The organism is Sphingomonas parapaucimobilis NBRC 15100, from assembly GCF_000787715.1.
Classification (GTDB): domain Bacteria; phylum Pseudomonadota; class Alphaproteobacteria; order Sphingomonadales; family Sphingomonadaceae; genus Sphingomonas; species Sphingomonas parapaucimobilis.
This window is the reverse complement of record NZ_BBPI01000099.1, coordinates 13306-38864: the sequence shown is the minus strand read 5'-3', so window position 1 is coordinate 38864 and position 25559 is coordinate 13306. Positions and strand designations below refer to the sequence as shown.

Annotated in this window: 25 protein-coding genes; 17 read left to right on the top strand and 8 right to left on the bottom strand. The window is 64.0% G+C overall.

The genetic code is table 11. The features are described 5' to 3' along the window. Positions 1-24 precede the first annotated feature (24 nt). The 4 genes from SP5_RS17380 to SP5_RS17365 all read left to right on the top strand — a co-directional run bounded on the left by SP5_RS17380 (position 25) and on the right by SP5_RS17365 (position 7054). On the top strand, positions 25-1164 hold the full coding sequence (locus tag SP5_RS17380) for an efflux RND transporter periplasmic adaptor subunit (RefSeq protein WP_042491092.1): 1140 nt from the start codon (positions 25-27) through the stop codon (positions 1162-1164). Positions 1165-1177: 13 nt separating this feature from the next. After that, entirely contained in the window at positions 1178-4306 is a 3129-nt protein-coding gene (locus SP5_RS17375) for a multidrug efflux RND transporter permease subunit (protein WP_042491090.1), read from the top strand. A 5-nt stretch (positions 4307-4311) separates the two neighbouring features. Then, positions 4312-5742: an efflux transporter outer membrane subunit gene (locus tag SP5_RS17370; RefSeq protein WP_042491088.1), complete on the top strand. Its 1431-nt coding sequence runs from the start codon at positions 4312-4314 to the stop codon at positions 5740-5742. Between the two features lie 79 nt (positions 5743-5821). Continuing rightward, positions 5822-7054, top strand: a complete 1233-nt coding sequence (locus SP5_RS17365) for an MFS transporter (protein ID WP_167334736.1) — start codon at positions 5822-5824, stop codon at positions 7052-7054. Between the two features lie 125 nt (positions 7055-7179). Here SP5_RS17365 and SP5_RS17360 read toward each other — a convergent pair whose 3' ends face one another. Continuing rightward, the gene (locus SP5_RS17360; RefSeq protein ID WP_042491082.1) at positions 7180-8499 is read right to left on the bottom strand and encodes a tetratricopeptide repeat protein; all 1320 of its coding nucleotides are present in this window, start codon (positions 8497-8499) and stop codon (positions 7180-7182) included. Between the two features lie 482 nt (positions 8500-8981). On the opposite strand from SP5_RS17360, the gene SP5_RS17355 reads away from it, so the two are divergent. From SP5_RS17355 to SP5_RS17350, 3 genes are read left to right on the top strand one after another with little or no spacing between them, the layout of a single operon-like run. After that, positions 8982-9629: an AAA family ATPase gene (locus SP5_RS17355; RefSeq protein ID WP_042491079.1), complete on the top strand. Its 648-nt coding sequence runs from the start codon at positions 8982-8984 to the stop codon at positions 9627-9629. Between the two features lie 2 nt (positions 9630-9631). Further along, a complete protein-coding gene (locus tag SP5_RS20020; RefSeq protein WP_369386101.1) occupies positions 9632-9925 on the top strand; it encodes a ribbon-helix-helix domain-containing protein in 294 nt (97 codons plus the stop codon). A gap of 46 nt (positions 9926-9971) precedes the next feature. Further along, a complete protein-coding gene (locus SP5_RS17350) occupies positions 9972-10925 on the top strand; it encodes a replication initiator protein A (protein WP_042491076.1) in 954 nt (317 codons plus the stop codon). A gap of 40 nt (positions 10926-10965) precedes the next feature. On the opposite strand, the gene SP5_RS17345 is transcribed toward SP5_RS17350, so the two are convergent. After that, the gene (locus SP5_RS17345; protein ID WP_042491074.1) at positions 10966-13935 is read right to left on the bottom strand and encodes a Tn3 family transposase; all 2970 of its coding nucleotides are present in this window, start codon (positions 13933-13935) and stop codon (positions 10966-10968) included. 129 nt (positions 13936-14064) lie between these two features. Here SP5_RS17345 and SP5_RS17340 point away from each other — a divergent pair, with 129 nt between their 5' ends. Continuing rightward, positions 14065-14703 (top strand): recombinase family protein, encoded by a 639-nt coding sequence (locus SP5_RS17340; RefSeq protein ID WP_037527897.1) that lies wholly within the window; start codon positions 14065-14067, stop codon positions 14701-14703. A gap of 74 nt (positions 14704-14777) precedes the next feature. Here the strand turns inward: SP5_RS17340 and SP5_RS18615 are convergent, their stop codons facing one another. From SP5_RS18615 to SP5_RS17325, 3 genes are read right to left on the bottom strand one after another with little or no spacing between them, the layout of a single operon-like run. Next, positions 14778-15311 carry a DUF4142 domain-containing protein gene (locus SP5_RS18615; protein ID WP_052811626.1) on the bottom strand — a complete coding sequence of 178 codons (534 nt, stop codon included), beginning with the start codon at positions 15309-15311 and terminating at the stop codon, positions 14778-14780. Positions 15312-15351: 40 nt separating this feature from the next. Continuing rightward, positions 15352-16305: a DUF1259 domain-containing protein gene (locus SP5_RS17330; protein ID WP_245613537.1), complete on the bottom strand. Its 954-nt coding sequence runs from the start codon at positions 16303-16305 to the stop codon at positions 15352-15354. After that, positions 16287-16652, bottom strand: a complete 366-nt coding sequence (locus SP5_RS17325; protein WP_042491069.1) for a Rap1a/Tai family immunity protein — start codon at positions 16650-16652, stop codon at positions 16287-16289. Before SP5_RS17325 ends, SP5_RS17330 begins: the two co-directional genes overlap by 19 nt. 86 nt (positions 16653-16738) lie before the next feature. Between SP5_RS17325 and SP5_RS17320 the strand changes: the two genes are divergently transcribed. The 7 genes from SP5_RS17320 (at position 16739) to SP5_RS17295 (ending at position 22506) form a co-directional block, all read left to right on the top strand. Next, complete coding sequence (locus SP5_RS17320) at positions 16739-17686, top strand: chromate resistance protein ChrB domain-containing protein (protein ID WP_245613536.1); 948 nt, start codon at positions 16739-16741, stop codon at positions 17684-17686. A 17-nt stretch (positions 17687-17703) separates the two neighbouring features. Further along, a complete protein-coding gene (gene chrA, locus SP5_RS17315) occupies positions 17704-18930 on the top strand; it encodes a chromate efflux transporter (RefSeq protein ID WP_042491066.1) in 1227 nt (408 codons plus the stop codon). Beyond that, a complete protein-coding gene (locus tag SP5_RS19360) occupies positions 18858-19490 on the top strand; it encodes an MFS transporter (RefSeq protein ID WP_157013796.1) in 633 nt (210 codons plus the stop codon). Before chrA ends, SP5_RS19360 begins: the two co-directional genes overlap by 73 nt. 132 nt (positions 19491-19622) lie before the next feature. Further along, positions 19623-20345 (top strand): SIMPL domain-containing protein, encoded by a 723-nt coding sequence (locus SP5_RS17305; RefSeq protein ID WP_042491065.1) that lies wholly within the window; start codon positions 19623-19625, stop codon positions 20343-20345. A gap of 229 nt (positions 20346-20574) precedes the next feature. Beyond that, positions 20575-21222 (top strand): division plane positioning ATPase MipZ, encoded by a 648-nt coding sequence (locus tag SP5_RS17300; RefSeq protein WP_042491062.1) that lies wholly within the window; start codon positions 20575-20577, stop codon positions 21220-21222. 2 nt (positions 21223-21224) lie between these two features. Next, a complete protein-coding gene (locus SP5_RS20015; protein WP_369386100.1) occupies positions 21225-21506 on the top strand; it encodes a ribbon-helix-helix domain-containing protein in 282 nt (93 codons plus the stop codon). 46 nt (positions 21507-21552) lie between these two features. After that, positions 21553-22506: a replication initiator protein A gene (locus tag SP5_RS17295; protein WP_042491059.1), complete on the top strand. Its 954-nt coding sequence runs from the start codon at positions 21553-21555 to the stop codon at positions 22504-22506. A gap of 646 nt (positions 22507-23152) precedes the next feature. Here SP5_RS17295 and SP5_RS19585 read toward each other — a convergent pair. Then, positions 23153-23401 (bottom strand): helix-turn-helix domain-containing protein, encoded by a 249-nt coding sequence (locus SP5_RS19585; RefSeq protein WP_042491057.1) that lies wholly within the window; start codon positions 23399-23401, stop codon positions 23153-23155. A gap of 75 nt (positions 23402-23476) precedes the next feature. Between SP5_RS19585 and SP5_RS19580 the strand changes: the two genes are divergently transcribed. Next, a complete protein-coding gene (locus SP5_RS19580) occupies positions 23477-23758 on the top strand; it encodes a hypothetical protein (RefSeq protein WP_042491054.1) in 282 nt (93 codons plus the stop codon). After that, positions 23751-24344: a hypothetical protein gene (locus SP5_RS17280; RefSeq protein ID WP_157013793.1), complete on the top strand. Its 594-nt coding sequence runs from the start codon at positions 23751-23753 to the stop codon at positions 24342-24344. The genes SP5_RS19580 and SP5_RS17280 overlap by 8 nt, the downstream gene beginning before the upstream one ends. A 463-nt stretch (positions 24345-24807) precedes the next feature. On the opposite strand, the gene SP5_RS17275 is transcribed toward SP5_RS17280, so the two are convergent. Both SP5_RS17275 and SP5_RS17270 read right to left on the bottom strand, forming a co-directional pair. Next, the gene (locus SP5_RS17275; protein WP_042491045.1) at positions 24808-25074 is read right to left on the bottom strand and encodes a hypothetical protein; all 267 of its coding nucleotides are present in this window, start codon (positions 25072-25074) and stop codon (positions 24808-24810) included. A gap of 2 nt (positions 25075-25076) precedes the next feature. Continuing rightward, complete coding sequence (locus SP5_RS17270; RefSeq protein ID WP_167334735.1) at positions 25077-25502, bottom strand: helix-turn-helix transcriptional regulator; 426 nt, start codon at positions 25500-25502, stop codon at positions 25077-25079. Positions 25503-25559: the final 57 nt, after the last annotated feature.

Below are 25559 nucleotides of genomic sequence, written 5' to 3'. Positions count from 1 at the left end.
GAACACGTTTCGGAGACCTGGAAGATGCTTCTGCGCGGACGCAGGATGAGAACCCTCTGCACGGCTACGGCCGCGTCGCTTGCGCTCGCCGCTTGCTCTGGTGAACCCGAGCAGAAGGCTGCCCCGCAGCCGGTCGAGGTGCAGGTCACGAAGGTGTCGCCGCAGGCGGTCGAGGTCGCCGACGAGCTGCCGGGCCGCGTCGTCGCATTCCGGACGGCGGAGATCCGTCCGCAGGTCGGCGGCATCGTCCAGCGCCGCTTCTTCGAGCAGGGCGCTTTCGTCCGCGCCGGTCAGCCGCTTTTCCAGATCAACCCTGCACCGTTCCGCGCCGATGCGAACAGCGCAGCCGCCTCATTGGCTCGGGCACAAGCAGCCTTGGGTCTCGCCAGTTCGCAAGCCGAGCGCCTGAAGCCGCTGGTCTCCGCGGATGCGATCAGCCGCCAGAGCTATGACAATGCGGTCGCACAGCGCGCGCAGGCGGCTGCCGAGGTTGCGCAGGCCCGCGCCGATCTCAGCCGTCGTCGGCTCGATGTCGGCTTCGCGCGTGTCACATCGCCGATCTCCGGGCAGATCGGCGCAACGCTTGTCACCGAAGGCGCGCTGGTCGGCGCGCAGGACACGAACCCGCTCGCGATCGTCCAGCAGATCGACAAGGTCTATGTCGACGTCCGTCAGCCTGCTGAGCGCTTCGATGCGCTGTTGCAGGCACGTCGCGACGGCAAAGGACCGGGCACCGATGGCGTCGACATCCTGTTTTCGTCAGGCACCCCATACCCGATCCGCGGGCGCATCCTGTTCTCGGGTGTGACGGTAGAGCCGGGCACCGGCAATGCTGTCGTCAGGGTCGAGGTGGATAATCCGCAGCGTCGCCTGCTGCCGGGTATGTTCGTGCGCGCCAGACTGCCGCGATCCAGCGTGCCAGCGGCGCTGACCGTACCGCAGGAGGCCGTTACACGTGACGACAACGGCAATGCGACCGTCGCCATCCTCGACAGCCAGGGCCGCGTTCACGATCGCCGGGTGAGCGTCGGCGACGTCGTCGATGGTCGCTACGTCGTCCAGTCGGGCCTGAAGGCTGGCGAAACGATCATCGTGGTCGGCCGGGATCGCATCCAGGGCGGCGTGCCGGTCAAGGCACGCGCCTGGCAACCAGCGAAGCGCTGAGGAGATCGCCATCATGCCTCAGTTTTTCATCAATCGTCCGATCTTCGCGTGGGTGATCGCTATCGGCATCATCCTCGCCGGCCTGATCGCAATCCCGCAGCTTCCTGTCGCGCGCTTCCCCTCGATCGCGCCGCCCTCGGTGACCATCAGTGCCACCTATCCGGGCGCGACCCCGCAGACGATGAATGACGGCGTGGTCGTCCTTATCGAGCGCGAGCTGTCGAGCGTAAAGAACTTGCTCTACTTTGAGTCGACTACCGACACGTCCGGCCTGGCGACGATCACCGCGACCTTCCGTCCTGGCACCGATCCCGACCTTGCGCAGGTCGACGTGCAGAACCGCTTGAAGACGGTCGAGCCGCGCCTTCCGCAGACGGTGCGCCAGCTCGGCGTCAACGTCGGGGCTGCCTCGTCGGGCTTCCTCATGATGGTGTCGCTGACGTCCGAGAACGGTAGCCTCGATGAAGTCGCGCTGGGTGACTATTTCAGTCGCAACATCACCGAAGAACTAAAGCGGATCCCCGGCGTCGGTCGTGTCCAGAACTTTTCGGCCGAGCGCGCGATGCGGATCTGGACCGATCCCGCCAAGCTCGTTTCCTACAACCTGTCGATCGGTGACGTCACGTCGGCCATTGCCGAGCAGAATGTGCAGCTTGCCCCCGGCAGCCTTGGCGGCTCGCCAACGGTCAAGGGCCAGCGCGTCCTCGTGCCGCTGACCGCTGATGGTCAGCTCAGCACGCCCGAGCAATTTGCCGGTATCATCCTCAAGGCCAATCCGGACGGCTCCAAGGTCACGATCGGCGACGTCGCGCGTGTCGAACTCGGACCGCAGAATTACTCTTTCTCGACGCGCGAGAACGGCAAGGTGTCGGCGAGCGCCGCGGTCCAGCTCGCGCCCGGCGCGAACGCCGTTGCGGTTGCCAAGGCCGTCGAGGGCCGGATGACCGAACTTGCCCGCGCAATGCCGGCAGGCATGAAGTGGTCGATTCCGTTCAACACCGCGCCGTTCGTCACCATCTCGATCGAGAAGGTGCTGCACACGCTGGTCGAGGCGATGGTCCTCGTTTTCCTCGTGATGTTCCTCTTCCTCCAGAAGGTTCGCTACACGCTGATCCCGGCGATCGTCGCCCCGATCGCGCTGCTCGGCACGTTGGCGGTGATGCTGCTGGCCGGCTTCTCGATCAACGTGCTGACCATGTTCGGCATGGTGCTGGCGATCGGCATCATCGTCGACGACGCGATCGTCGTCGTCGAGAACGTCGAGCGCATCATGCACGAGGAGCATCTGTCGCCGAAGGAAGCGACCTCCAAGGCGATGCGCGAGATCACCGGCGCGGTGATCGGCATCACCGCCGTGCTGACCGCGGTGTTCCTGCCGATGGCGCTGTCCAGCGGCTCGGTCGGCGCGATCTATCGCCAGTTCACGCTGTCGATGGCGGTCTCCATCCTCTTCTCTGCCTTTCTCGCCCTCTCGCTGACGCCGGCGCTGTGCGCCACGCTCCTGAAGCCGGTCACCGGGCACGAAAAGAAGAACCGCTTCTTCACCTGGTTCAACGATCGCTTCGATCGCATGACGGCAGGCTACGAGCGTTGGGTCGTTGCCGTGCTGAAGCGCACGGGTCGCGCAATGCTCGTGTTCGTTGCGGTTCTCGGTCTGGTCGGCGTGGCGTTCGCCAATTGGCCCACGTCGTTCCTGCCGGAAGAGGATCAGGGCTATTTTCTGACCAGCATCCAGCTTCCCCCGGATGCAACGCAGGAGCGCACCGACGAAGCGATGCGCACCTACGAGCGCTATGTTGCGAGCCGTCCCGGCATCAAGACCAACGTCGCGATTCTTGGATATGGCTTCGCCGGGGCAGGCCCCAACGTCGCCACGGCCTTCACCGTTATGAAGGACTGGAAGGATCGTAACGGCGCAACGGTCGCCGACGAGATCGCACACGCGACGGAAGCCGCCAAGGCGATCCCCGAAGGCACGGTCATGAGCCTGTCGCCCCCGGCGATCGATGAACTCGGCACGTCGGGCGGCTTCACCATGCGGCTCGAAGACCGCGCCAATCAGGGCTATGCCGCGCTGATCGCTGCCCAGAACAAGCTCGTGGAACTCGCGTCCAAGAGCAAGGTCGTGACCTTTGTCTATCCGGATGGCTTGCCCGCCGGCACCAACGTCCGGCTCGCGATCGACCGCGAGAAGGCGCAGGCGATGGGCGTGCCGTTTCAGGCGATCAGCGATGCGCTGTCGGCCTCGATGGGATCGGCTTACGTCAACGACTTCCCCAACAAGGGCCGGATGCAGCAGGTCATCGTCCAGGCCGACGCGACCGCCCGCATGCAGCTTGGCGACGTGCTGAAGCTGAACGTCCGCAATGCGAACGGCGAGATGGTGCCCTTGGCGCAGGTCGTCCGCCCCGTGTGGGAGAAGGGTGCACTTCAGATGATTCGCTACAATGGCTATCCGGCCGTGCGGATCGCGGGCTACCCAAATTTGGGCGTGTCGAGCGGAGCGGCGATGGCCGAGATGGAGCAGCTTGCCAGCCAGTTGCCCAAGGGCTTCGCGGTCGAGTGGACCGGTGTGTCGCTTCAGGAAAAGCAGGCCGGATCGCAGACCACCATCCTCATGGCGTTCTCGATGCTCGTCGTCTTCCTGGTGCTGGCTGCCCTCTATGAGAGCTGGGCGATCCCGTTGTCGGTGATCCTCGTCGTGCCACTGGGTCTGATTGGTGCGTTCGCTGCGATCATCCTGCGCCAGCTCGCCAGCGACGTGTTCTTCCAGGTGGGCCTCATCACCATCATCGGCCTCAGCGCCAAGAACGCGATCCTGATCGTCGAGTTTGCCAAGCAGTACGTGGAAGAAGGCAAGGACGTCGTTGAGGCGGCCGTCGAGGCAGCAAAGGTCCGCCTGCGCCCCATTCTGATGACCAGCCTTGCCTTCACCCTCGGCATCGTGCCGCTGATGATTGCAGCCGGTGCCAGCGCCGAGACCCAGCACGCGATCGGCACCGGTGTGTTCGGCGGCATGATTACCGGCACGGTGCTGGCGATCTTCCTGGTTCCTGCCTTTTTCGTCGTCGTGGTGCGTCTCGCCGCGCGGCTCCGCGGCAAGCGGGCCGAAGAGACTGTCGCCACCCCCAACGAGGCTTGATTACGATGGCTCGCAGATATCTCCTCGCCGCGCTTCCCCTGCTGCTCTTGGCAGGAGGTTGCTCGATGAACCCCCGTCTGAACATCCCGGCACCTCCTGTTGCTGCGACCTATCCGGGAGCGACCGCAGCCGACGCGGTTACCTCGGCAGACATCCAGTGGCGCGCCATGTTCGGTGACGCCCGCCTTCAGCGGCTGATCGAGATCGCGCTGTCTGAAAACCGCGATTTGCGGGTTGCGACCCTCCAGGCCCAGGAAGCGCGGGCGCAGTTCCGCATCGCACGCGCGGCGATTCTGCCGACGGGCGAGATACAGGGCATCTATACCCGCAACCGCGTACCCTCGTCCGTCGCTGGCGCTGGCGTTGGTATCGATCCGAACGAGGGCGCGACGCGTGGTGTCGAGTTCGGCCAGTTCGGTGTGCAGGCAGCCCTGACGTCATTCGAGATCGACCTGTTCGGGCGCATCCGCTCGCAGACGCAGGCTGCCTTCGAACGCTATCTGGCGACCGATGAGGGTCGGCGTGCAGCTCGCATCACCGTCATCGGCGCGGTGGCTGACGCCTATCTCAATGAGCGTCTGGCGGCAGAGCAATTGCGATTGACCGAAACCACGCTGACCGATTGGCGGTCCTCGCTCGACCTCACGCGCAAGCTGCATGATGCCGGTCAGGTCGGGGGGCCTGAAGTCGCGCAGGCGGAAGGACTGGTGCGACAGGCCGAAGCTGATCGGGAACAGCGGGTTCGTGAAGTGGCGCAGGCAGCCAATGCACTGACGCTTGCGGTCGGCTCGCCTGTCCCAACCGATCTTCCCACGGCGATCGGTCTTATGGACCAGCCCGTTCGTACCCAGATCGCGGCAGGACTCCCCTCTGACCTCCTGCTGCGTCGCCCTGACATCCTGCAGGCCGAGCACGAACTGCGGGCCGCCAACTACGATGTTGGCGCCGCACGGGCCTCGCTCTTCCCGCGCATCTCCCTGACGGGTGCCTTCGGCTTTGCAAGCTTAGGCTTGAGCAACCTGTTCAGCGGCGCCAACCAGAACTGGAACGTGTCGCCGCAGGTCTCAATCCCCGTCCTCCAGCCCCAAGCCCCCGGCGCGCTTGCGGCGGCCAGGGTGCGGACGAACATTGCGGTCGCGAACTACGAGCGCGCGGTCCAGACGGCATTCCGTGAGGTTGCCGATGGTCTGGCCGGTCGTGAGACGTTCCAGCGCCAGCGGACCGCTCAGGGAGAGGCGGCAAGTGTGGCGCAGCGTCGCCTGATGCAGACCAACCTGCGCTTCCGTGCCGGCGTCGATAGCCGCCTCGAACTGCTTGACGCGCAGCGGACCGAATACACCGCGCGTCAAAATCTGCTTGAGGTGCGGCGCGCCGAACTTTCGAGTGCAGTTGCCCTGTTCCGGGCACTCGGAGGCGGTGCCGACGAAGGCAGGTAAGCGCGCCGCGCAAGGGCAGAGGTAACCCAGCTTGATGAACGACATGGCGGCTACGGCCCCTTCCAGCGCAGGTAGCGGCATGGACCATCACGATCCCGGGCCGGGATGGCGCATCCGCTATTGGTCGGTCTTTGCCGGTCAGGCGGTATCGCTGATCGGCTCGGCGCTGACCCAATTCGTGTTGCTGTGGTGGATCACGGACACGACAGGCAGCGTCTCGGCGCTGGCGACAGCCGGGCTTGTCGCCTTGCTGCCACAAGCTTTGCTGGGGCCGCTTGGCGGCACGCTGGCGGACCGGTGGAGCCGGCGTGCGATCATGATCGGTGCGGATCTGGTCAGCGCAGCATGCATGGTCCTCCTGATCGCCCTGTTTTTGAGCGGGTCGGTCGAACTCTGGCACCTGTACGTGATGATGTTCGTCCGGAGCGCGATGCAGGCGTTCCAGCAGCCGGCCGCCACGGCAAGCACCGCCATGCTGGTGCCGGCAACCTTCCTCGGTCGCGCGGCCGGATTGAACCAGTCGCTCACCGGCATCATGACCGTCGCCGCAGCCCCCTTGGGGGCACTTGCCATCAGCCTCATGCCGATCGGCTATGCGCTTGCGATCGACGTCGTCACCGCGGTGCTCGGCATCGTGCCGTTGCTGATCTTCGCCATTCCGCAAAATCGCTTCTTGTCAGACGGCGGGCCGAGCCTTTGGCGCGAGTTTCGTGAAGGTCTCGATCTCGTCTGGAGCAACCCTGGCCTGCGAAGGATGTACGCCCTACTCGGCGCCATTGTCCTGATCGTCATGCCGTCGTTCACGCTCGTTCCTTTGTTGGTCAAAGAGCATTTTGGCGGCGCGGCGCCCCAGGTTGCCCTGATCGAAAGCATCGGCGGTATGGGAATGGTCGCAGGCGGCCTCCTTGTCGCAGCCATATCGCCAAAGAGGCATGTGCTTTGGGTGCTGTGGGGTTTCGCGATTTCCTGCCTGAGCCTGGCGCTGACCGCCCTGACTCCTGCGCAGATGTTTCCGGTCGCGGTGGCTATGTGGGCGGTCAGCGGCGTCACCTACATCGCCGGCAACGCGCCGTTCACGGCGCTGCTACAGTCGATCGTTCCCAACCACCTCCAGGGCCGCGTCCTGTCGCTTCTTGCCACCATCATGGGACTGGCGTCGCCGATCGGCCTCGCTATCGCGACGCCGCTCGGCGAATGGATTGGTGTCCGATGGCTCTTCGTCACGCTGGGGCTATTGGGTGCGGTCGTCTCGCTATTGGGCTTCACCTCGCCGATTTTGCGGCGAATGAACCAGCATGGGCAGCGTCGATAGTGTTGGGACAGCCGCAAGGCCGTGCCCGATGATCGTGCCGGCTGCATAGACGACAATCGGGTTCGCGGCCGTGAGCGCTCGGTTGATCGCTAACCGTGCGACATCCGCACTCCCGATCCGCGCCATCATGCAACAAGGCTTTCTTGCCAACGCGAGTCCCGCGGCGACGGACGCCGGTGAAGTCGACGGTCGAGCAAGGCCCGCGCCTTAGCCGCTTCGCCTGCACGCATGTAGGCGACGAGCAACGTGTCTTCGACCACCTCGCGCTGCGCACCCGAACCCCCTATTCGCGCAACGTCGCGGGTCTCAGGTTCCAACAACGCGATCGTGCGCGGGTAATCGGCATCGGCGAAGGCCAACATTGCGCGAGCTATCGTCGGCACGACTTTCCCCGCGCCAAGGGTGCCATTGCCTGCCATCGTATCGAGCGTGGCGGTTCGCGCATTGAACGCGGATCGATCGCCAGTCATCGCCTCGATCATCGCCATGTGGGTGTCGATGAAAGCGTGTCCCGCTTTCGGAAATCGGGTCGCCGCATAGCTGCCGATTGTGCTCCATAAGCCCTCCGGCACCACATGGCTGTATGCGGCGATTCTCCAAAGCAGCGAAGCCGCATCACTGACGACATTGATCGGCATGCCGTGCGATACCGAGGGCTGCACGTGCGTATCATAGATAGTGAGTGCCCCAGCGGGATCGCCGCGCTCCAGCGCCACCAAGGCAGCGTGCCAGGCGATATGACCGTGCAGGATGCCGCTACGATCATAGTTGGGCAGCCACGCCTTGATGAGCGCATCGGCATCGTCGCCAGCACCTCCCTCGTACATCGCATGGGCGAGCGCATGGGCACCGTTGGCGTTCTCTTGGCGCAGGTCCATGCTGCGCTCAAGCATGGTGCGACCGCGTGCGACCTCGCCATTCTCTGCGAGCGCCCATCCATGATAGGTCAGGAACCACCAGTCATCCGTGTCGAAATGCGGCCCTAGCCGCTCAACCAGATCGACCCGCGCCTGATCGTGATCGGCCATACCGGAAAAAGCGTAGAGGCCGAACGCTCCCAGCGGCAGCGAAAGGATGATTACATCACGTGGCCATTGTTCAAGGTGCGCGATGGCTCGTGTCAGCGCTTCCTTAGACTGCCCAGTCACCGCATAAGTGATGACGTCGACGTGGCTCCGCTCGCGCTCGGTGCCATGCACAGCGACGAGTGCTGCCGCCCGATCCACTGCTTCTTTGGCATTCGCTCCTTCCGCCAAGATGGCGTGAAGCCGTGCACGAGCGGCATGCGCGAGGGCGAAGTCCGGATCGGCAGAAATCGCCACATCCAGCTTCGCCGCGGCACCCGGCCATGCAGCGAGCATCAAGCGGACGCCGTCTCGGTAGGCCATTGCTGCCATGTCGGAAGCGGTGGTCAGTGGAAGATCGTAATCATCGAAGTAGGGCATTGTCACTTCCGGAGCATTGCTGGTGAACGGTATCACGCCTCACTATAGCCCTATCGAGATGTGTCAGCTTTCGATCAAATGCCGAAGAATGTGGAATACCCATCAAATAGGGGCATTACATAGACCGAACCAGATGTATGCGAACGGCGGTCCACTCGGTCAGCGCATCGTTGGTATCTTGATTGAGAACTTTTTTCGAGAGCATCGCCTATTTCTCTGAGGGAGGCAGATCGTCGAACAGCATTCCAGATGGGTCGCTTCAAAGCCACTCTTGCTGCGTTCCACTAGATCGAAACGCCATTGCTGCCCGCGCCTTAGCTCAGTGAACCCAGCGCGTTCTGCCGCGCGCAAACGTCCCGTGGCTAGTCAGTCGTTGGCGTAGTCCCTGCCCTCCCCTGCGTATTAGGCACTCCCACAATAGCAGTTGTGCGATCTTTCCATTCTGCATATCATCAAATTGGCATTATTGAAGGTGTGCACACTTGCATATTATCACGCTTGCAGCGCAGAAGGGGGGCGTCGGAAAGACGACGCTGGCAGTAAATCTGGCGGTTGCCGCTGAAGCAGTCGGGATCAAGACGGCTCTCTTTGACCTAGACCCGCAGGAGAGCGCGACCGCTTGGAGCGAGCGACGGACGGCCGAGCTGCCCCACGTTGAGCCGATCAGTGCGAGACGCCTTGACCAGGCGATTGATGCGGCTGAGGCCAACGGCTTTGCGCTTACCATCATCGACACACCGCCAGCGGCGGGCGCGGAAGCCGCCGCAGCGGCGCAGCGTGCCGATCTAGTCGTTATCCCCTGCCGTCCATCGTTGATCGACCTTGATGCGATCAAGCGTACGGCGCAGCTTATCACCAGTACTGGGCGAACGGGCGTGGTCGTGCTGAATGCCGCCCCCCCTACCGCAACCACGTTGCTGGACGATGCCAGAACGCTTGCCGAGGCGACCGGCTTGCGGGTGGCGCGTGCCGTAGTACGGGAGCGCAGCGCCTACCGAGCGGCATGGCCTTATGGCTTGGGCGTCATCGAGCATGAGCCGAAAGGCAAGGCCGCCTTGGAAATTGCAGCCTTGCAGAAGCGCATTTTTGATGATGTGATGAATTGCACACCTGCAAATGTGAAGGCTTGATTATGGCGAAACGGACTTCCCTGTTGGGGCCGGCAGTAGCGTCCCCCTCCCCTCGCGAACCCGAGCCGGATCATCAGCCGGCTCCTTCGGCCTCACCGTCGAGTGTAGGACGGTCGAGTGGCAAGCGGCCAGGAAAGTATCACCTCGGGGCATATTTCGATCCGGCCGATCCTACGGCGGAGGCATTTCGTGTTCTGGCAGCGCGGACCCGGCGCAGTCACCAAGACCTCCTTGCCGAAGCGATCAGCGAACTGGTCGCCAAGTATGACGCCGACAAGCAATTCGGACGTGCGTGATAATGTGCACATCTGCAATTGTGCAGAACGGCAGGATTGAAGAGGCATGACTAAACGCCAGAATCCCAATCCCGAATTTGATCTGTTCATCCCGTTGATGGGCGACCTCCCGCTGAAGGATCAGCGGGAGACGATGGAGCGGCCGTTCTTCTCGCTTCAGAAGCGCAAGCGGGTGAAGCCTATCGAGTATAGCAGCCCGGACGGCGAGACGTGGGTGAAGATCGAGGCGATCCCTGCCTATGGCATGGCGACGATCTGGGACGCCGATATTCTGATATGGGCGGCGTCCACGCTCAACCGGATGCGGGAGCAGGGCGTAAACGACCTTCCCCGGACACTTAAAACAACGTCCTATGACCTGTTGCGGGCGATCAAGCGCGATACCAGCGGCCGGGCCTATCAGGAGCTGCAAGCTGCACTCCAGCGGCTTCAGACGACTTCCATATCGACATCGATCCGCGCACCCAAGCGGCGCACCAAGGCCGGTTTCAACTGGCTCGACAAATGGACGCTGGAGGTAGATCCGGACACCGACCAACCGCGCGGGATGACTATCACGCTGTCGGACTGGGTGTATGAGGGCATTATGGGAGAACGGTCGCTTCTCACCATGCATCAAGATTATTTCCTGCTGACCGGCGGGCTAGAGCGAGCGCTGTACCGGATCGCCCGCAAGCACGCCGGTAACCAGAAGGGTGGGTGGACGTGTCGCGTGGAGGTGCTTCGGGACAAGACCGGCAGCGATAGCAAACCAAAAGAGTTCAACCGGATGCTCCGCAAGGTGGTGGAGGCTGACCAGCTCCCTGATTATGCGATGCAGATGACCGCAACAGCCGATGGCAGTCCTGCCGTACTGTTCCGGCTCCGGGGAGAAGCGGAGGCATTGGCGCTGACAGCCAGGTTGGAGGCCGAGCAGGAGCGGCGGAATCGGTTCGATGCCGATCGCCGCCGCGCTGTCGAGGTGGACAACCTGATGGACAAGCTCGCCGGAGAAGGCTGACTATCGTGGGGACCGGTGAGAGGATGGTCGAAAACGTACGCTAAGCGTCCCGGCTTTGCTGGTGGAGGCGCAGCGGCCTGAACCGCTCGCGAGGTTTGTCGATCTCGCCCCAGAGATAGTCGCCGGTGAGGCCGATATGCTCCCAGCCCAGAGGGGCGACGTGGGCGAGCAGCTCGTCGGGCACGTCGACGCCGCTGCCGCGCAGATGACGGACAGCTCGGTCGAGATAGACGGTGTTCCAGAGCGTCATGGCCGCGGTGACGAGGGTCAGGCCGGAGGCGCGATGGCGCTGGTTCTCGAAGGTGCGGTCGCGCAGTTCGCCGAGGCGGTTGAAGAAGATGGCGCGGGCGAGCGCGTTGCGGGCCTCGCCCTTGTTGAGAATGCTGCCGGTGCGACGACGCTGGTCGGGATCATCGAACCAGTCGAGCATGAACAGGGTGCGTTCGATCCGACCTATCTCCCGCAGCGCGCGGGCGACCGAGTTCTGACGCGGGAAGCCCGCCAGCTTGCGGAGCATGACCGAGGCGCTCACCGTGCCGGCGCGGATCGAGGCGGCAAGGCGCAGGGTTTCGTCCCAGTTCTCCTCGATCGCGCGGATCTTGACCGGACCGGCGACGAGCGGGCGCAGCGTCGGCCACGAGTCGAGCGGCGACAGGCTGTAGAGCCGGCGCTCGTTGAGGTCGCGGATGCGGGGCGCGAAGCGGAAGCCGAGCAGATGGCACAGGCCGAAGACATGATCGACCGCGCCGGCGGTATCGGTCGCATGTTCGCGGATGACCAGCTCGCTTTCATGGTCGAGCAGGCCGTCGAGGACATGCGCGGCCTCGCCGGCATTGGCGGCGATGACCTTGGTGTGGAACGGCGTGAAGCGGTCGGTGACGTGGGTGTAGAACAGCACGCCTGGTTCGGTGCCATAGCGGGCGTTGTGATCGGCGCGGGCCTCGCCCTGACCACCGGCACGAAAGAACTGCCCGTCCGACGACGATGTATCGCCCGGTCCCCAGACCGCCGCGAGCGGATGCGCGGTATGGCAATCGACGATCGCCGCCAGCGCCGACAGATAGGTTTCGTCGCGCACATGCCATTCCGCCGTCCAGCGCAGGCGAGACAACGTCAGCCCGCGCGAGCTTTCGGCCATGCGGCCCAGGCCGAGGTTGGTCGCATCGGCGAGGATCGCACCCATCAGCGCGGACTGGTCGGAGGCGGGGGCGCCGCTGCGCGCATGGACGAAACGGTCGGCGAATCCCGACCATGCGGCGACCTCGACCAGCAGATCGGTGATTCGGACGCGCGGCAGCATCGCGTAGAGCCGGGCCTTTAGCGCATCGGCATCGTCGGACGGGGATCGCCGGATCGACGATATGAGCAACTGCCCGCGTTCGATCGTCACATCGACCAGCTCGCCCGCTGCGGCTGCGCGCTCCACCTCCGTCATGCGCCGGGCCAACAGGGTGCGGCGTTCCTCGTACCATTTGGAAAAGTCGGTCGGCACAACCAGGCGCAGATCGCCGCTCGCGCGCATCGCTTCGAAGGCGGGCATGGGCAGCTGATAGTCGTCGAGCGTGCGATAGGCGCGGCTGCCGTCCACCCAGATGCTGCCCGAGCCGAGCCGCTCGCGCAGGTGGGCGATCACTGCGATCTCATAGGCGCGCCGGTCTATCGTCCCTTCCGCCGGCTGCACGACCTTGCGCCAGCGCGGCTTGATGAAGCTGGTCGGCACTCGCTTCGGCAGGACCGATCGACCGTCGCGGTACATCGTGCGCAGCACCTCGATCGCGCCGAGCAGCGGATCAGCCAACCGCGCGGTGCGGAAGGTGAAAGCGGCGAGAAACGTCGGGGCGAAACGCCGCACGGCGGGATAGCGTTCGACCACTTCTTCCAGCCCGTCATCGGCCGAGCGCGTCAGATCCTCGGCAAAGCGGATGCTGCGTTCGAGCTGATCCCAGCCCATCTTCGCGTCGATCGCGCGGAAGGCGTCGCGCCCGCTCGCACGAGCATCTACCAGCAGGCGACCGAGCCGGGCATGGAAACGCGCGGTGTCCTTCAGCATCCGTGCCTGGCCGAGCAGCCGATCGGAGCGGGTGCGGTCGGCACGGCGGAACAGCGCGCCCACCATCTTCTCCACCATGACCAGCGCGGCGTCGGTCAACGTCGCTTCCATCTCGATCACGGAAGCTACGAGCATGGCGAGCCGGCGCGGACGTTCGAGACGCCGCAGGTGCTGGGCGGTGACGATGCCGGCGGTCCGCGCAATGACGGCATAGCGAGCAGCATGGATACGTCGTGCTCGATCAGCCGCGATCCCGATGCCGCGCACGGTGTCGAGCCGTTCGACGATTCCCTTCAGGTTCGCGGCCGATGGTGCTTCCGGCCATTCGCGTATCCATCCTAGCCGGGTGCGCCCATCATCGTCGGAGGCGATCATGTGTTCGAGTGCGGCTTCCTGTTCGGTCGAACAGTCGCGGATCAGATTGGAATGGGCCGCCTTGCGCGCCCGTGTCCGCACGATGAGGGCGAGCCGTTCCAGCGTCGATGTCGCCGGCAGTACGATCCGGTCCGCCCGCAAGCGATCGACCATGCCTGTGACGATCGTCTCACCTCTATCAGTCGAAGCGGCAATCTCCGATCCCAGCGCCAGCATCGCCCGTACATCCACCCGCGCGAAGGCGCGCAGACCGAGCAGAGCTTCGATCTCGGCCCGGTGTTCGCGCAATGTCGTGGGGCGCGTGGCATAGCCGGTGAAGTCGTCGGCTACGCACCCGATCTGATCGGCGAGCAGCGCGAGCATGGCGGCGGGCACCGCATCCCCCGTCAGTAGCCTGCGACCGGGATGACGCAGGTAGCAAAGCTGCACCGCATAGCCGAGCCGGTTCGCCCCGCGCCGACGTCGCGCCACCTGTGCCAGATCGTCGGGACCGAGCGTATAGAGCCGTTCGATCGTCGCGCGATCGGCAGGCGGGTCGAAGATCACAGCACGCTGCGCGGGCGACAGGATGGTCTTGGTCGGCATCGGCTTCCTGTTCGTCACGAAACAGGAAAGCGTACCCGTTCATGGAGCATAGACCAGAAGACGGGTTATGTGACATTATCGCGATTGATCGACGGGCAATGCCGCTCCGTCACGTGAACGGACGAATATGTGACAACGCTCATCGGCTATGCACGGGTCTCGAAAACGGACGGCAGCCAGGTCCACGATCTGCAGCGCGACGCGCTGATCGGCGCCGGGGTCGATCCCGACCACATCTACGAGGATACGGCCTCGGGGCGGCGCGACGATCGCCCCGGTTTAGCGGGCGCGCTCAAGGCGCTCCGCTCAGGCGATACGCTCGTCATCTGGAAACTCGACCGGCTCGGGCGCGACCTGCGCCACCTAGTCAATACGGTCGGCGATCTAACCAAGCGCGGCGTTGGCCTGAAAGTGCTGGCGGGGGAAGGCGCGTCGATCGACACCACCACCGCCAATGGTCGGCTGATCTTCGCGATCTTCGCCGGACTCGCCGAATTCGAGCGCGAACTGATCGTCGAACGCACCAAAGCGGGCCTTGCCTCGGCACGCGCCCGCGGCAGACATGGCGGGCGACCGTTCAAGATGACGCCCGCCAAATTGCGGCTCGCCCAGGCCGCGATGGGGAAACCGGAAACTAAGGTGGGTGAGCTGTGCGTCGAGCTCGGCGTCACGCGTCAGACGCTCTACCGGCATGTCACGCCCGATGGTCAGATCCGCTCCGATGGTGAGAAGCTGCTCGAGCAAAGATCGCTACGTACAACTGCCTGACGGTCATATGATCATTCTCGATCGGAGCGACTCACCAACTGGATAGTTGCGCTCGCGTGCCGGCCGAAACTGTTTCAGGCTCCGGGCAGCTTCCGCGCTTTATCGAGGTGCTTCCGGGTCACGAGCCCGCCCGCTTTAGCCTTCTCCCGCACCGCCGCGTTACTACCCTTCGTCGCGTAGGCGTTATGGACCTTCAACGCTTCCTCGTGCGCCGCGATCTGTCCCCGCTTGTACGCCGCGTCGAATTCGGCGCGGGGCGTGTTCTCTAGCGTGTCCAGCATCTGAGACAGAGGCCCGACCAGCGCGCTTCCGGAATCGGTGGCGGCGGGCATGCTCAGTACGCTGGCGTGCTCCGCCATCATACGGGTGTGATGGTCGACCATCGTTTGCGCAAACAAGCGTGAAGCTTGGGATTGGGATCTGGTCAGCACGAGCCGGCTCGCATCGACCTCGTACCTACTCAGCGCGTGCATGGCACCGAGATAATCCCTGGTTTCGACAGGAGCAGGGTTCGTGCTGATCCCGGCCTGCGCGAGGGACGCCGACAACGGCGCAGCAAGACACGCCACCGTGATCGCGGTCAGAGCCGCGCCGACTGACTTTCGCATTGGTCCACCTCCTGATTTTCGTTCTTGTTCATGCATGTGCTCAACTCGCGCCGGGCCGTGCGACGTTGGTCTTGTCCAGCGCCGCCCGGAGTCCGCGCGCAAGCTTCGCCGCGTCATCGATCGCCCAGAAGTGCATAAAGAACAGCCGCGGCTGGTCATCAAGCATGTGATTGTGGAGCGCGGTCACCTCGATCCCGTTGGTGCGCAACGCCTTGAGCACCGGGTCGACCTCGGCCGCGGTCAGCACAAAATCACCCGTGATCGCCGCCCGCCCGGAGCCGGTCGGCTGGAAGTTGATCGCGGTCGCCGTCCCCATCGAGGCGGGCGCGGGCATCCCGCCGTCGGTCAGCTTCTCGGCGCGCGGAAAGCTGAACTGATATACACCGCCGTTCGGCTTGCCCTTGATCCCCATCACCTGGTCGAGCGCCGCGGTGTCGAGCGCGATCGGTGATGACGAGCCCGCGCCGGCCGAAGGTGGCTGCGAGTCCCTGGACGGGGCCGCGAGAGGGGTTCGGCTGGCGGCGAGCGCTTCGCGAAGCGCGGTCGCGAGCTTCACCGGGTCGCCATGGCCGCCGATGTGCATATACATCGTCGCCGGCGCGGAACGGAGCAGGTGGTTGTGGAGCGCCGTGATCGTGAACCCGCTCGCCAACAGTCGGCTCATCACCGGGTTCACTTCCGCATGAGTGAGAACCAGGTCGCCCATGACCATCACCTGATCACCCATCGGCTGGAACGCCGCCCAGGAGCCCAGCGCCAAGGCGGGCTTCACGGCAACGCCGTCAAGCGTCACGTTAAGGTCCGATCGTGGAAAGCCGTAGCGACGGACGCCGCCCGCCTGTTCGGTCCCGACGCGGCCGAGCGCGCGGTCGACCGCGGCCCAGTCGGGGGCGGCCGACGCCGGCGCGGCAAAGGTCACGGCGACCGCGACCGCCAGGGGGAGCATTAGGTGGCGCAAAACTTCTCTCCTCGATCTCAACTGGTCGGCCGGCATGGAAAATGCTGGCGCAACGCTATCGTCACACCCGCAAGCCGGGGCATGTTCGCCATTTGCCGGTTGTCGGCCGCCCATGCCAGAAAGATGCGGCTCAACTCACCGGCCCTGACACCCCGCCCGCAAATGCCGGCCTCGCTGCCGCCGTTGCCGAACGCGGAAAGCGTCTCGGCCGCGCCGGCGAGGTACGCCTCGCAACGACCGTTCACCTTTTTCTTCTGCTCGTCGGCGCACATCTGGTGAAACTGCGCCACCGTCTCGTAACGTGGTTGCGCCAGAGTGGGCGAGGCGGTCGCGAGCGCGAGACCCGCCAGGATGGCAGAAGCACTTGATTGGACGGTTTGCATCAAAGTCTCCTCGCCCCAAGCTTTAACTCGCCACCCTCAAACGATACAAGTGTACGGTTGTATCCGCCTCATGATACAGGCGCTGCATGGCTGATGCTTCTCCATCTACGCCGCACGACTGGCTGCTGCTGATCCCCCAACTCCCGGCTAAGCCCGCCTACCTGCGTGTTCGGGTGTGGCGGCGCTTGCAGGCGATCGGTGCCGCCGCGCTCAAGAACGCCGTCCACGCGCTTCCTTCGCGCGACGACACGCGCGCGCTGTTTGAGGAGCTGAGAACGGAAATCATCGCAGGCGGCGGCGAGGCGCTGATCCTGGAAGCGCGGCTCGTGGATGGAATGACGGACGCAGAGCTTCGCGCCGTGTTCGATGCGGCCCGCGACGCCGACTATGACGAGCTTACGCGCGAGGCGCGCTCGCTGAGCGACGCCGGCGACGCGACCGACACTCGGCGCTTGCGCAAGCGCCTGGACGAGATTGCCGCCATCGACTTCTTCGGCGCGCATGGTCAGCAAGTAGCGTTGGCGGCCCTCGCAGATGCGGACCGCCGCGACCATGAACATCCCGACGTGAGCGGGGCGGGTGCGCCGGAGCTGATGCCCGCGGAGTTGAAAAGCCGCACCTGGGTCACGCGCCGACACGTCCATGTCGACCGCATCGCGTCTGCTTGGCTGATCCGGCGGTATATCGACGTGGATGCCAGCTTCAAATTCGTGGACGGCAAGGAATACACCCCCCAGCCGAGCGAGCTGCGATTCGACATGGCGGACGCGGAGTTTACGCATGAAGGCGACCGCTGCACCTTCGAGACGCTGGTGTCCCGCACCGGGCTCGATGGCGACCAGGCGCTCCGCGCGCTCGCCGAGATCGTCCATGATCTCGACATCGCCGATGGCAAGTTCGGTCGTCCGGAGACGGCGGGCATCGGCGCGCTCATCAACGGCATCTGCGCTGGCACGGACGACGACATTGAGCGCATCGCGCAAGGATCGGGCGCGCTCGACGGCTTCTACGCGCACTTCGCCAAGCGGCGCTGAACAGATGGGAGTTGATCATGGCGAGCATCGAACAACCCGTTCCGACAAGCGCGGTCGGCGATGACACCCGCCCGCCCGACCTGAGCTATCCCGCGCTATTTGTCCGATTCCTACGCTTCGGCATGATGGCGTTCGGCGGTCCTGTTGCGCAGATCGCGATGATCCGGCGCGAGCTGGTCGACGAGGAACGCTGGATCGGGAGCGACCGGTTCAACAAGCTCTTGGCCGTCATGCAGGTGTTGCCCGGGCCGGAGGCGCATGAATTGTGCGTGCATCTCGGCGTCCGGGCCAAGGGGCGGCTGGGCGGCTTGCTCGCCGGGCTCGGCTTCATGCTGCCGGGCTTGGTCCTCATGCTCGCGCTGGCATGGCTCTACACTCGGCTGCCGATCCAAGGAACGCTACTCGGAGCGGCGCTCCTCGGCGTCCAGGCGGCGGTGATCGCGGTAATCGTCCGCGCGGTGCATAGGATCGGCGAGCACATCCTGCTTGACCCATGGCTCTGGGCTGCGGCTATCGCCGCAGCGATCGCCTCGCTCGCCGGTGTCAGTTTCTGGATCGTGCTGCCAGCCGCAGGCGCTGCCTATGCGCTCGCATCGACCGGGCGCTACGCGCTCCCTGCGGTCGTCGTCGCGATCGCCGTTGGCTTGGCGGCCCTGACCTGGGCAGGAAGCCTCGGGAATGCCAGCGTGGCGGTCGCTCGGGAACCGGCGCCCACGGTCGCCGCGCTCTTTTGGACCGGGCTGAAAGGCGGGCTGCTGACGTTCGGCGGGGCCTATACCGCCATTCCGTTCATCCGGAACGACACGGTGGGCCGGGGCTGGATGACGGACGCGCAGTTCCTCGACGGCTTAGGGTTGGCCGGCATCCTGCCAGCCCCACTCGTAATCTTTGCGACCTTCGCCGGCTGGATCAGCGGCGGCCTCGCCGGGGCGCTCGCGATGACGGCCGGCATGTTCCTCCCCGCGTTCGCCTTCTCGCTCCTACTCTACGACCGGTTGGAAGCGGTGGTAGAGCACAAGCGGCTGCAACTCTTCTTGGCGGGCGTCGCGGCCGGGGTCGTTGGCGTTATCGTGGTGACGGTCACGGACCTCGCCCGGACCACGGCCGCACGCACCTCAAGCCCAATCGCGAGCGCGCTCATCTTCGCCATCGCGCTGGCCATCATGTACCGCTGGAAAAGCAAGCTCGCCACGCCGGTTGTCCTGGCGATTGGGGCAGTGATCGGGGCATCCGCCCTGAGCTAGAAGACCGTGCGGTCGCCGTAAGTCGAGGTCTCGATAATCGATCGATACCAATTCACTTAGCGTACGTTTTCGGGCCTTCTCTCACCGGCCCCCTCCTTGCCGGCAAGGGATTGCTGGCACCCGATCAAGCGGGCCTTGGATATAGTGTCTTCGCTATTGCGATGACCGCAGGGCGGCTCACCGGCGATCGGGTGGTGGCTCGAATTGGTGATCGTCAGACCATGTTTTGGGGCGGCTTGCTGGCGCTCATGGGCTACGGGATCATGCTGCTCGCACCGGTTGCCGTGGTCGCCATGTTGGGTCTGATGTTGATCGGACTTGGTGCATCGAACACGGTGCCGGTATTGTTTCGCCAGGCTGGCGCACAGAACGCGATGCCGCCTGAGCTTGCCGTCGCCTCGATTACGACGGTTGGCTACGCCGGCATCCTGGCAGGTCCGGCTGCGATCGGTTTCGTCGCGGGGCATACCGGCCTAACGGCCGCTTTCTGGATGCTGGCGGCTCTACTCTGCCTTGTACCACTATGCGCGAGAGCGGCAGTGGCAAAAGCTTCAGCTTGAGGATGGCGTAGTTATAGGAACACCTATCCTGGGCTGACCTTTCGTTGTCCCAAAATTAGCATCCCAATGGGAAAACCTCGACCGTATCGATAGACGTGTCTTCCAGGTAGAGAACGAGAAGGAAGAACGCGGATGAGGAGTCTGATCTGGGTCGCGCCGCTATGCGCTGGTCTCGGCGCTTGCAACGCCACCCCCGATCCGATCGGCCTTCAGCCGGGCGAGACGCTGTTGTCGGTGACGGGCACCGGCCGCACCGAGGCGACGCCTGACCAGGCGCTGTTCACCGCCGGCTTGTCGAGCATCGCCGCGGATGCCCGCGGCGCGTCCGAACGGAACGCTCGCACCATGACCGCGATCACGCAGGCACTGGCAAAGTTAGGCGTCGCCCAACGGGATATCCAAACTCGCAATCTGTCGGTGAACCGCATCACTTGGGGCGCGAACAAGGGACAGTACGAGGTCGCCAACAGCGTCACCGTTCGGATGCGCGACACCGGCAAAGTAGGCGCGGCGATCGCCGCCGTCACTGACGCCGGTGCCAACATCGTGTCCGGCCCCGACCTTTCGGTCGCCGATCCGGAAAAGGCGAACCTCACCGGCTACGGAAATGCCTACAAAACCGCACGCGCGAAAGCGGACGCATATGCCGCCGCGGCCGGGCTGCATATCGTGCGGGTGCTTTCGATCCGGGATGGCGGCACTGGCGGCGAATTACCGCAGGCCGGCGATATGACGGCGATGCCCGTAGCACCGCCGCCCGTGGTCGCGATGCAGAGCGCCGCCCCGCCCGTCATGGCCGGCACGAACAACGGCGTGGTCGCGGCGCGGGTCGATTTCGCGCTCGCGCCGAAGTGACCAACAGTCGTTCGGATATCACCAGCACCCTTAGACATAGGTTTTGAGAAGCCGACTACATTCTCTCTTCACCATCCCCAACGGGATAGCCGTAGGCGAGGCCCGTGGCTGGTTAGTCGTTGGCATAACCCCCTACCCTGCCCTGAGCATCAGGTAGTTGCGCAATAGCAGTTGTGCGATCCTGCCATTCTGCATACCATCAATTCAGCATTATTGAGGGTGTGCACACTTGCATATAATCACGCTTGCAGCGCAAAAAGGGGGTGTCGGTAAAACGACGCTAGCGGTGAATCTGGCGGTTGCCGCCGAAGCGGCCGGGATAAAGACCGCTCTTTTCGACCTCGATCCGCAGGAGAGTGCGACTGCTTGGAGCGAGCGACGGACAGCCGAATCACCCCATATCGAACCGATCAGCGCGCGCCGCCTCGATCAGGCGATCGACGCCGCAGAGGCTAACGGCTTTGGGCTTACGATCATCGACACACCGCCGGCAGCGGGTGCGGAAGCCGCCGCAGCGGCGCAGCGTGCCGATCTGGTCGTCATCCCCTGCCGTCCGTCATTGATCGACCTCGATGCGATTAAGCGTACGGCGCAGCTCATCACCAGTACCGGGCGAACGGGCGTGGTTGTGCTGAATGCCGCTCCCCCTACCGCAACCACATTGCTCGATGATGCCAGAACGCTTGCCGAGGCGACCGGCTTGCGGGTGGCGCGTGCCGTATTGCGGGAGCGTAGCGCCTACCGGGCGGCATGGCCTCACGGCTTGGGAGTTATCGAGCACGAGCCGAAGGGCAAGGCCGCCCTAGAGATTGCAACCTTGCAGAAATACATATTTGATGATGTGATGAGTTGCACACCTGCAAATGTGAAGGCTTGATTATGGCGAAACGGACTTCCCTGTTGGGGCCTGCAGTGGCGCCCCCCTCCCCTCCCGAACCCGAGCCGGATCATCAGCCTGCTCCGTCGAGTGCAGCACGATCGAGTGGCAAGCGGTCGGGGAAATATCACCTCGGGGCATATTTCGATCCGGCCGATCCCACAGCGGAGGCATTTCGTGTCCTGGCGGCGCGAACCCGGCGCAGTCACCAAGACCTCCTTGCCGAGGCGATAAGCGAGCTGGTCGCCAAGTATGACGCCGCCAAGCAATTCGGCCGTGTGTGAAAATGTGCACATCTGCAATAATGCAGAACGGCAGGATTGAAGTAGCATGACCAAGCGCCAGAATCCCAATCCCGAGTTTGATCTGTTCATCCCATTGATGGGGGACCTCCCGCTGAAGGATCAGCGGGAGACGATGGAGCGCCCGTTTTTTTCGCTTCAGAAGCGCAAGCGGGTGAAGCCTATCGAGTATAGCAGCCCAGACGGCGAGACGTGGGTGAAGATCGAGGCGATCCCTGCCTATGGCATGGCGACGATCTGGGACGCCGATATCCTGATATGGGCGGCGTCCACGCTCAACCGGATGCGGGAGCAGGGCGCTAACGACCTTCCGCGGACACTTAAAACAACGTCCTACGACCTGTTGAGGGCGATCAAGCGCGATACCAGCGGCCGGGCCTATCAAGAGCTGCAAGCCGCACTCCAGCGGCTTCAGACGACTTCCATATCGACCTCGATCCGCGCACCCAAGCGGCGCACCAAGGCCGGTTTCAACTGGCTCGACAAATGGACGCTGGAGGTGGACCCGGACACCGATCAACCGCGCGGGATGACCATCACACTGTCGGATTGGGTGTATGAAGGCATCATGGGGGAGCGGTCGCTTCTCACCATGCACCAAGATTATTTCCTGCTGACCGGCGGGCTGGAACGCGCCCTGTATCGTATCGCGCGCAAGCACGCTGGAAACCAGAAGGGCGGATGGACGTGTCGCGTTGAGGTGCTGCGCGACAAGACCGGCAGCGACAGCAAACCCAAAGAGTTCAACCGGATGCTGCGCAAAGTGGTGGAGGCCGACCAGCTCCCTGACTATGCGATGCAGATGGCGGCAACGGCCGATGGCAGTCCTGCCGTGCTGTTCCGGCTTCGGGGCGAAGCGGAGGCGCTGGCGCTGACTGCCAGGTTGGAAGCCGAGCAGGAGCGGCGGAACCGGTTCGATGCCGATCGTCGCCGCGCCTCCGAGGTGGACGACCTGATGGACAAGCTCGCCGGAGAACGCTGACTATCGTGGTATCACACACCGCAAGGCCCATCCGTATCGATGGAGGCGGTGGGCAGCGGACGTTGAGAGTGGTGTTCGACCAGTAATAGACCCGCAAAGCCACGATCAATCATCGTGGGATCACACACCCGACCGTCGTGGGATCACACACCGCACTATCGTGGGATCACACACCGAATCACGTGGGATCACACACCAGCCATCTTATTAAGGCATTGCGAAAGCGCGGTTTTTTGTCTGCTTTTCGACACTTAACCTTCTTAACGATTCCTATTTAACAGAATCACTTAACCCCACAGCACAGGTCCGATGGGCAGAAAGAATGCAGGATTGCCAAAGGCAATGCGCCTTCGTTGCGTGCCGGCTATCGCCGTCACAAGAGCGGCCTAACGGCCGCAGGCTTCCGAGAGAGGCTAAGCCGATCCGGCGGTGTGTACCTGTCAGCGTGACGCTCGTTGAAAGGGTAGGCTGGGGAGATGCCCCGAACCGATCGTCGGTTTTCGCCGGTGTGTGCGATCGCGCTGGATCGTAGAAGGCATCGAACTCGCATTCGGCATCGTAGCAGATGTTCGCGACGTTAATCGGGTGGGCGTTATCGTCGGCAGATGCGCCTAGGCACGCCTCGATGGGCGGTCCTGAGCTGTGATTACGAGCAGTTTTGAGAGAGAAGCTCGCCGAGCAAGGCTACCGGATCGACCCCGATCGCCAAGGCGACCGCGACATATTCATCCACGCTTAACTGACGCTCGCCGGTTTCGTAGCGCGATACATAGGCCTGCTGCCATCCGAGCCGCTTCGCGAGGTCAACCTGACGAAGCTTGGCGCCCCGCCGTGCCACGGTCAGCGCAGCAACGATGCGGGCGTGCAGATCAGATGGGACTGGGGAGGCGGGCACCCCAAAGCATCTAGACCGGCTTGAGAGATATACGGAAAGCGTATATCGTGCAGACTTCCGATCGGGAGTGCTGACATGAGGCTGTTCGAGCGCATCGCCACCTGGTTCGACGACTGGACGCTCCCGGGCCGCTCGGGAATTGGCAGCGACGGCACGGATATCAATCCGGCGACCGGATTGCCGACGATCGCTGGAGCGGGGAGCCCCGACGTCGCCGGCAATCCCTACGGTTCTACCCGGTCGCACGATTACGAGTCCGACTGGCAGCGCCACGATCGCTGGGACAGCGGTACTCATGACCACTTCCAGCATCACGATAGCTGGTCGGCCAGCAGCCATGATCCCTGGCGTGACTGAGCGCGTCCCGGTGGGTGACCGGCTGATCGCACGGTGGGAGGTAAGCCAGCTGAACGTCGTCCCTTATGCGATCAGCGTCATGGTCTTCCTGCCGATGCTGATCGTGACGATCGGTATCGCCAAGGCGATCGGCGCCAGACCGGTCGTCGCCGGACGGGGCATGCTCGTCCTCTGGGTGGCCCTGCTCGTTACCGAGATGGGGCGAGGGATCTGGACGCTGCGGCACCGTTACGCCTCGCCGCGCTGGCTGCGCGCGGTTCACGCCGCAATCGGAGACGACCTCGCCGTTCACACGCTTGCCGAGCTGATGCGCCAGCATCGGTACGAACCCGATTACGTCCTTCTGAGATCCGACATGACCAGCGCGGTCCAGCAGGAGCGCGCCAGGCGCAAGGACGTGGTCCGACGTGCCAAGGGAATCCGGATGATGGAGGAACCCGATCCTGCCCCCGGTTTGGAGGTGGAAGGCGGTGATCCCCGAATAGGCGAGGAGCGACGCGCCCAGGCGCGCGAGCGTCGTGCCGCTGAGAAGATTCTGGCAGCGGCAGCGCCGGTGACAGGCGATATGTCCCGCAGCTCGCGCTGAACCGCTACCGCACCGCTGAAAAGGCGAGCTGCGTAGAATGACAGTTCGCTTGCTGGCCGGCTGACACGCCGGCCCGGGTGCCCCGCCGGAAGCCGGAATGAATACCGGAGCACCACGGCATCGATACGCCAGCATCCGGATCGTGCAGGGAAGGAGCACACACCACGCTATGGATAGCGGCCATGTTCAGAGCAAAAAGCCGTGATTTACCATTGCTGTAGCAGGATATCGGCTGTGCTGCGGGTTCCGCGAAAGCTGCCTTCTGACGTGCTACAAGGATGCTACGGCGCTACGGACGCCGTGATTTACCGGGCTGCGCAGCGACATGAGGATCGCAAGCAAGCGATCCGTGCACTGCTCCCTTTGGGGCACGGGCTCATCTCTCGTCGGGCGTCATGGACAATATCGGTGCGCCAGCAGCGGCCGATGTCGAGCCCGGATGCTCGCCTCTGCTTCCGTGCGGTCAGGATGTGCCGGACGGCCGTGCGCGGAAGCGGCGCGGGTCGAAGAACCAGATCAGCATGACCGCGCCGGTAACAGCTGCGGCGATCCAGCAGACAGCCGCGAGGGCAGGGGCATAGCCCAGTAGACGGGCCGCTAGCCCTGCCAGCAGCAGTCCCGTGCACAGCGCCGCCAGTCGGCGTACGACTGGCCAGTTGCGCCGCTTGAATCCGACCCGCCGCGTCTCGACCGTCCAAGCCGCCAGCTGTTCATCTCTGGATCTGCTCATCTTCAGGCCCCCAGCGACAAGGCGAGCAGCGTACCGCGCAGCTGCTTGCGGTTGGCAGCGCCCGCGTCCGCTCCTCCGTCGTATATCACGCGCGCGAGCGCCTGACTGCGTTCGTCAGGCAGTTCCAGCCCGACGTCCCTGCAGACGGCGTCCACGTCGGCGCGCAGGCGATCGAGCCTGTCCCAGTCGACCGGGCCGTAGTAGCTTCGAGGAATGGTATCCTCGCCCAGGATCACCCATTCGGGATCGACATCGTAGTCGCGCCGGAGCTTCGCCATCAGAACCACCGGCGGCTCGGCCCCGCCCAGCTCCCAGCTGACCAGCGCGCGCTTGGAATAGCCCAGCGCCTTCGCGAACGCGTCCTGTCCCAACCCGGTCCTGAGCCGTACCGCCTTGATCCGCTCGCCGATAGTGGATGCGCCGCTCACGTCGCCATGACCTATTGCTTTATCCTGCTCATTATGGCGCAATCGTGCCACTATGCT

Coding starts and splice junctions, on each gene's coding strand:
- SP5_RS17320 (WP_245613536.1), top strand. CDS start 16,739: ATGGCTGATGCTTCTCCATCTACGCCGCACGACTGGCTGCTGCTGATC.
- SP5_RS17365 (WP_167334736.1), top strand. CDS start 5,822: ATGGACCATCACGATCCCGGGCCGGGATGGCGCATCCGCTATTGGTCG.
- SP5_RS17295 (WP_042491059.1), top strand. CDS start 21,553: ATGACCAAGCGCCAGAATCCCAATCCCGAGTTTGATCTGTTCATCCCA.
- SP5_RS17330 (WP_245613537.1), bottom strand. CDS start 16,305: ATGCCGGCCGACCAGTTGAGATCGAGGAGAGAAGTTTTGCGCCACCTA.
- SP5_RS20015 (WP_369386100.1), top strand. CDS start 21,225: ATGGCGAAACGGACTTCCCTGTTGGGGCCTGCAGTGGCGCCCCCCTCC.
- SP5_RS17345 (WP_042491074.1), bottom strand. CDS start 13,935: ATGCCGACCAAGACCATCCTGTCGCCCGCGCAGCGTGCTGTGATCTTC.
- SP5_RS20020 (WP_369386101.1), top strand. CDS start 9,632: ATGGCGAAACGGACTTCCCTGTTGGGGCCGGCAGTAGCGTCCCCCTCC.
- SP5_RS17305 (WP_042491065.1), top strand. CDS start 19,623: ATGAGGAGTCTGATCTGGGTCGCGCCGCTATGCGCTGGTCTCGGCGCT.
- SP5_RS18615 (WP_052811626.1), bottom strand. CDS start 15,311: ATGCGAAAGTCAGTCGGCGCGGCTCTGACCGCGATCACGGTGGCGTGT.
- SP5_RS19580 (WP_042491054.1), top strand. CDS start 23,477: ATGAGGCTGTTCGAGCGCATCGCCACCTGGTTCGACGACTGGACGCTC.
- SP5_RS17360 (WP_042491082.1), bottom strand. CDS start 8,499: ATGCCCTACTTCGATGATTACGATCTTCCACTGACCACCGCTTCCGAC.
- SP5_RS17370 (WP_042491088.1), top strand. CDS start 4,312: ATGGCTCGCAGATATCTCCTCGCCGCGCTTCCCCTGCTGCTCTTGGCA.
- SP5_RS17375 (WP_042491090.1), top strand. CDS start 1,178: ATGCCTCAGTTTTTCATCAATCGTCCGATCTTCGCGTGGGTGATCGCT.
- SP5_RS17325 (WP_042491069.1), bottom strand. CDS start 16,652: ATGCAAACCGTCCAATCAAGTGCTTCTGCCATCCTGGCGGGTCTCGCG.
- chrA (WP_042491066.1), top strand. CDS start 17,704: ATGGCGAGCATCGAACAACCCGTTCCGACAAGCGCGGTCGGCGATGAC.
- SP5_RS17350 (WP_042491076.1), top strand. CDS start 9,972: ATGACTAAACGCCAGAATCCCAATCCCGAATTTGATCTGTTCATCCCG.
- SP5_RS17275 (WP_042491045.1), bottom strand. CDS start 25,074: ATGAGCAGATCCAGAGATGAACAGCTGGCGGCTTGGACGGTCGAGACG.
- SP5_RS17380 (WP_042491092.1), top strand. CDS start 25: ATGCTTCTGCGCGGACGCAGGATGAGAACCCTCTGCACGGCTACGGCC.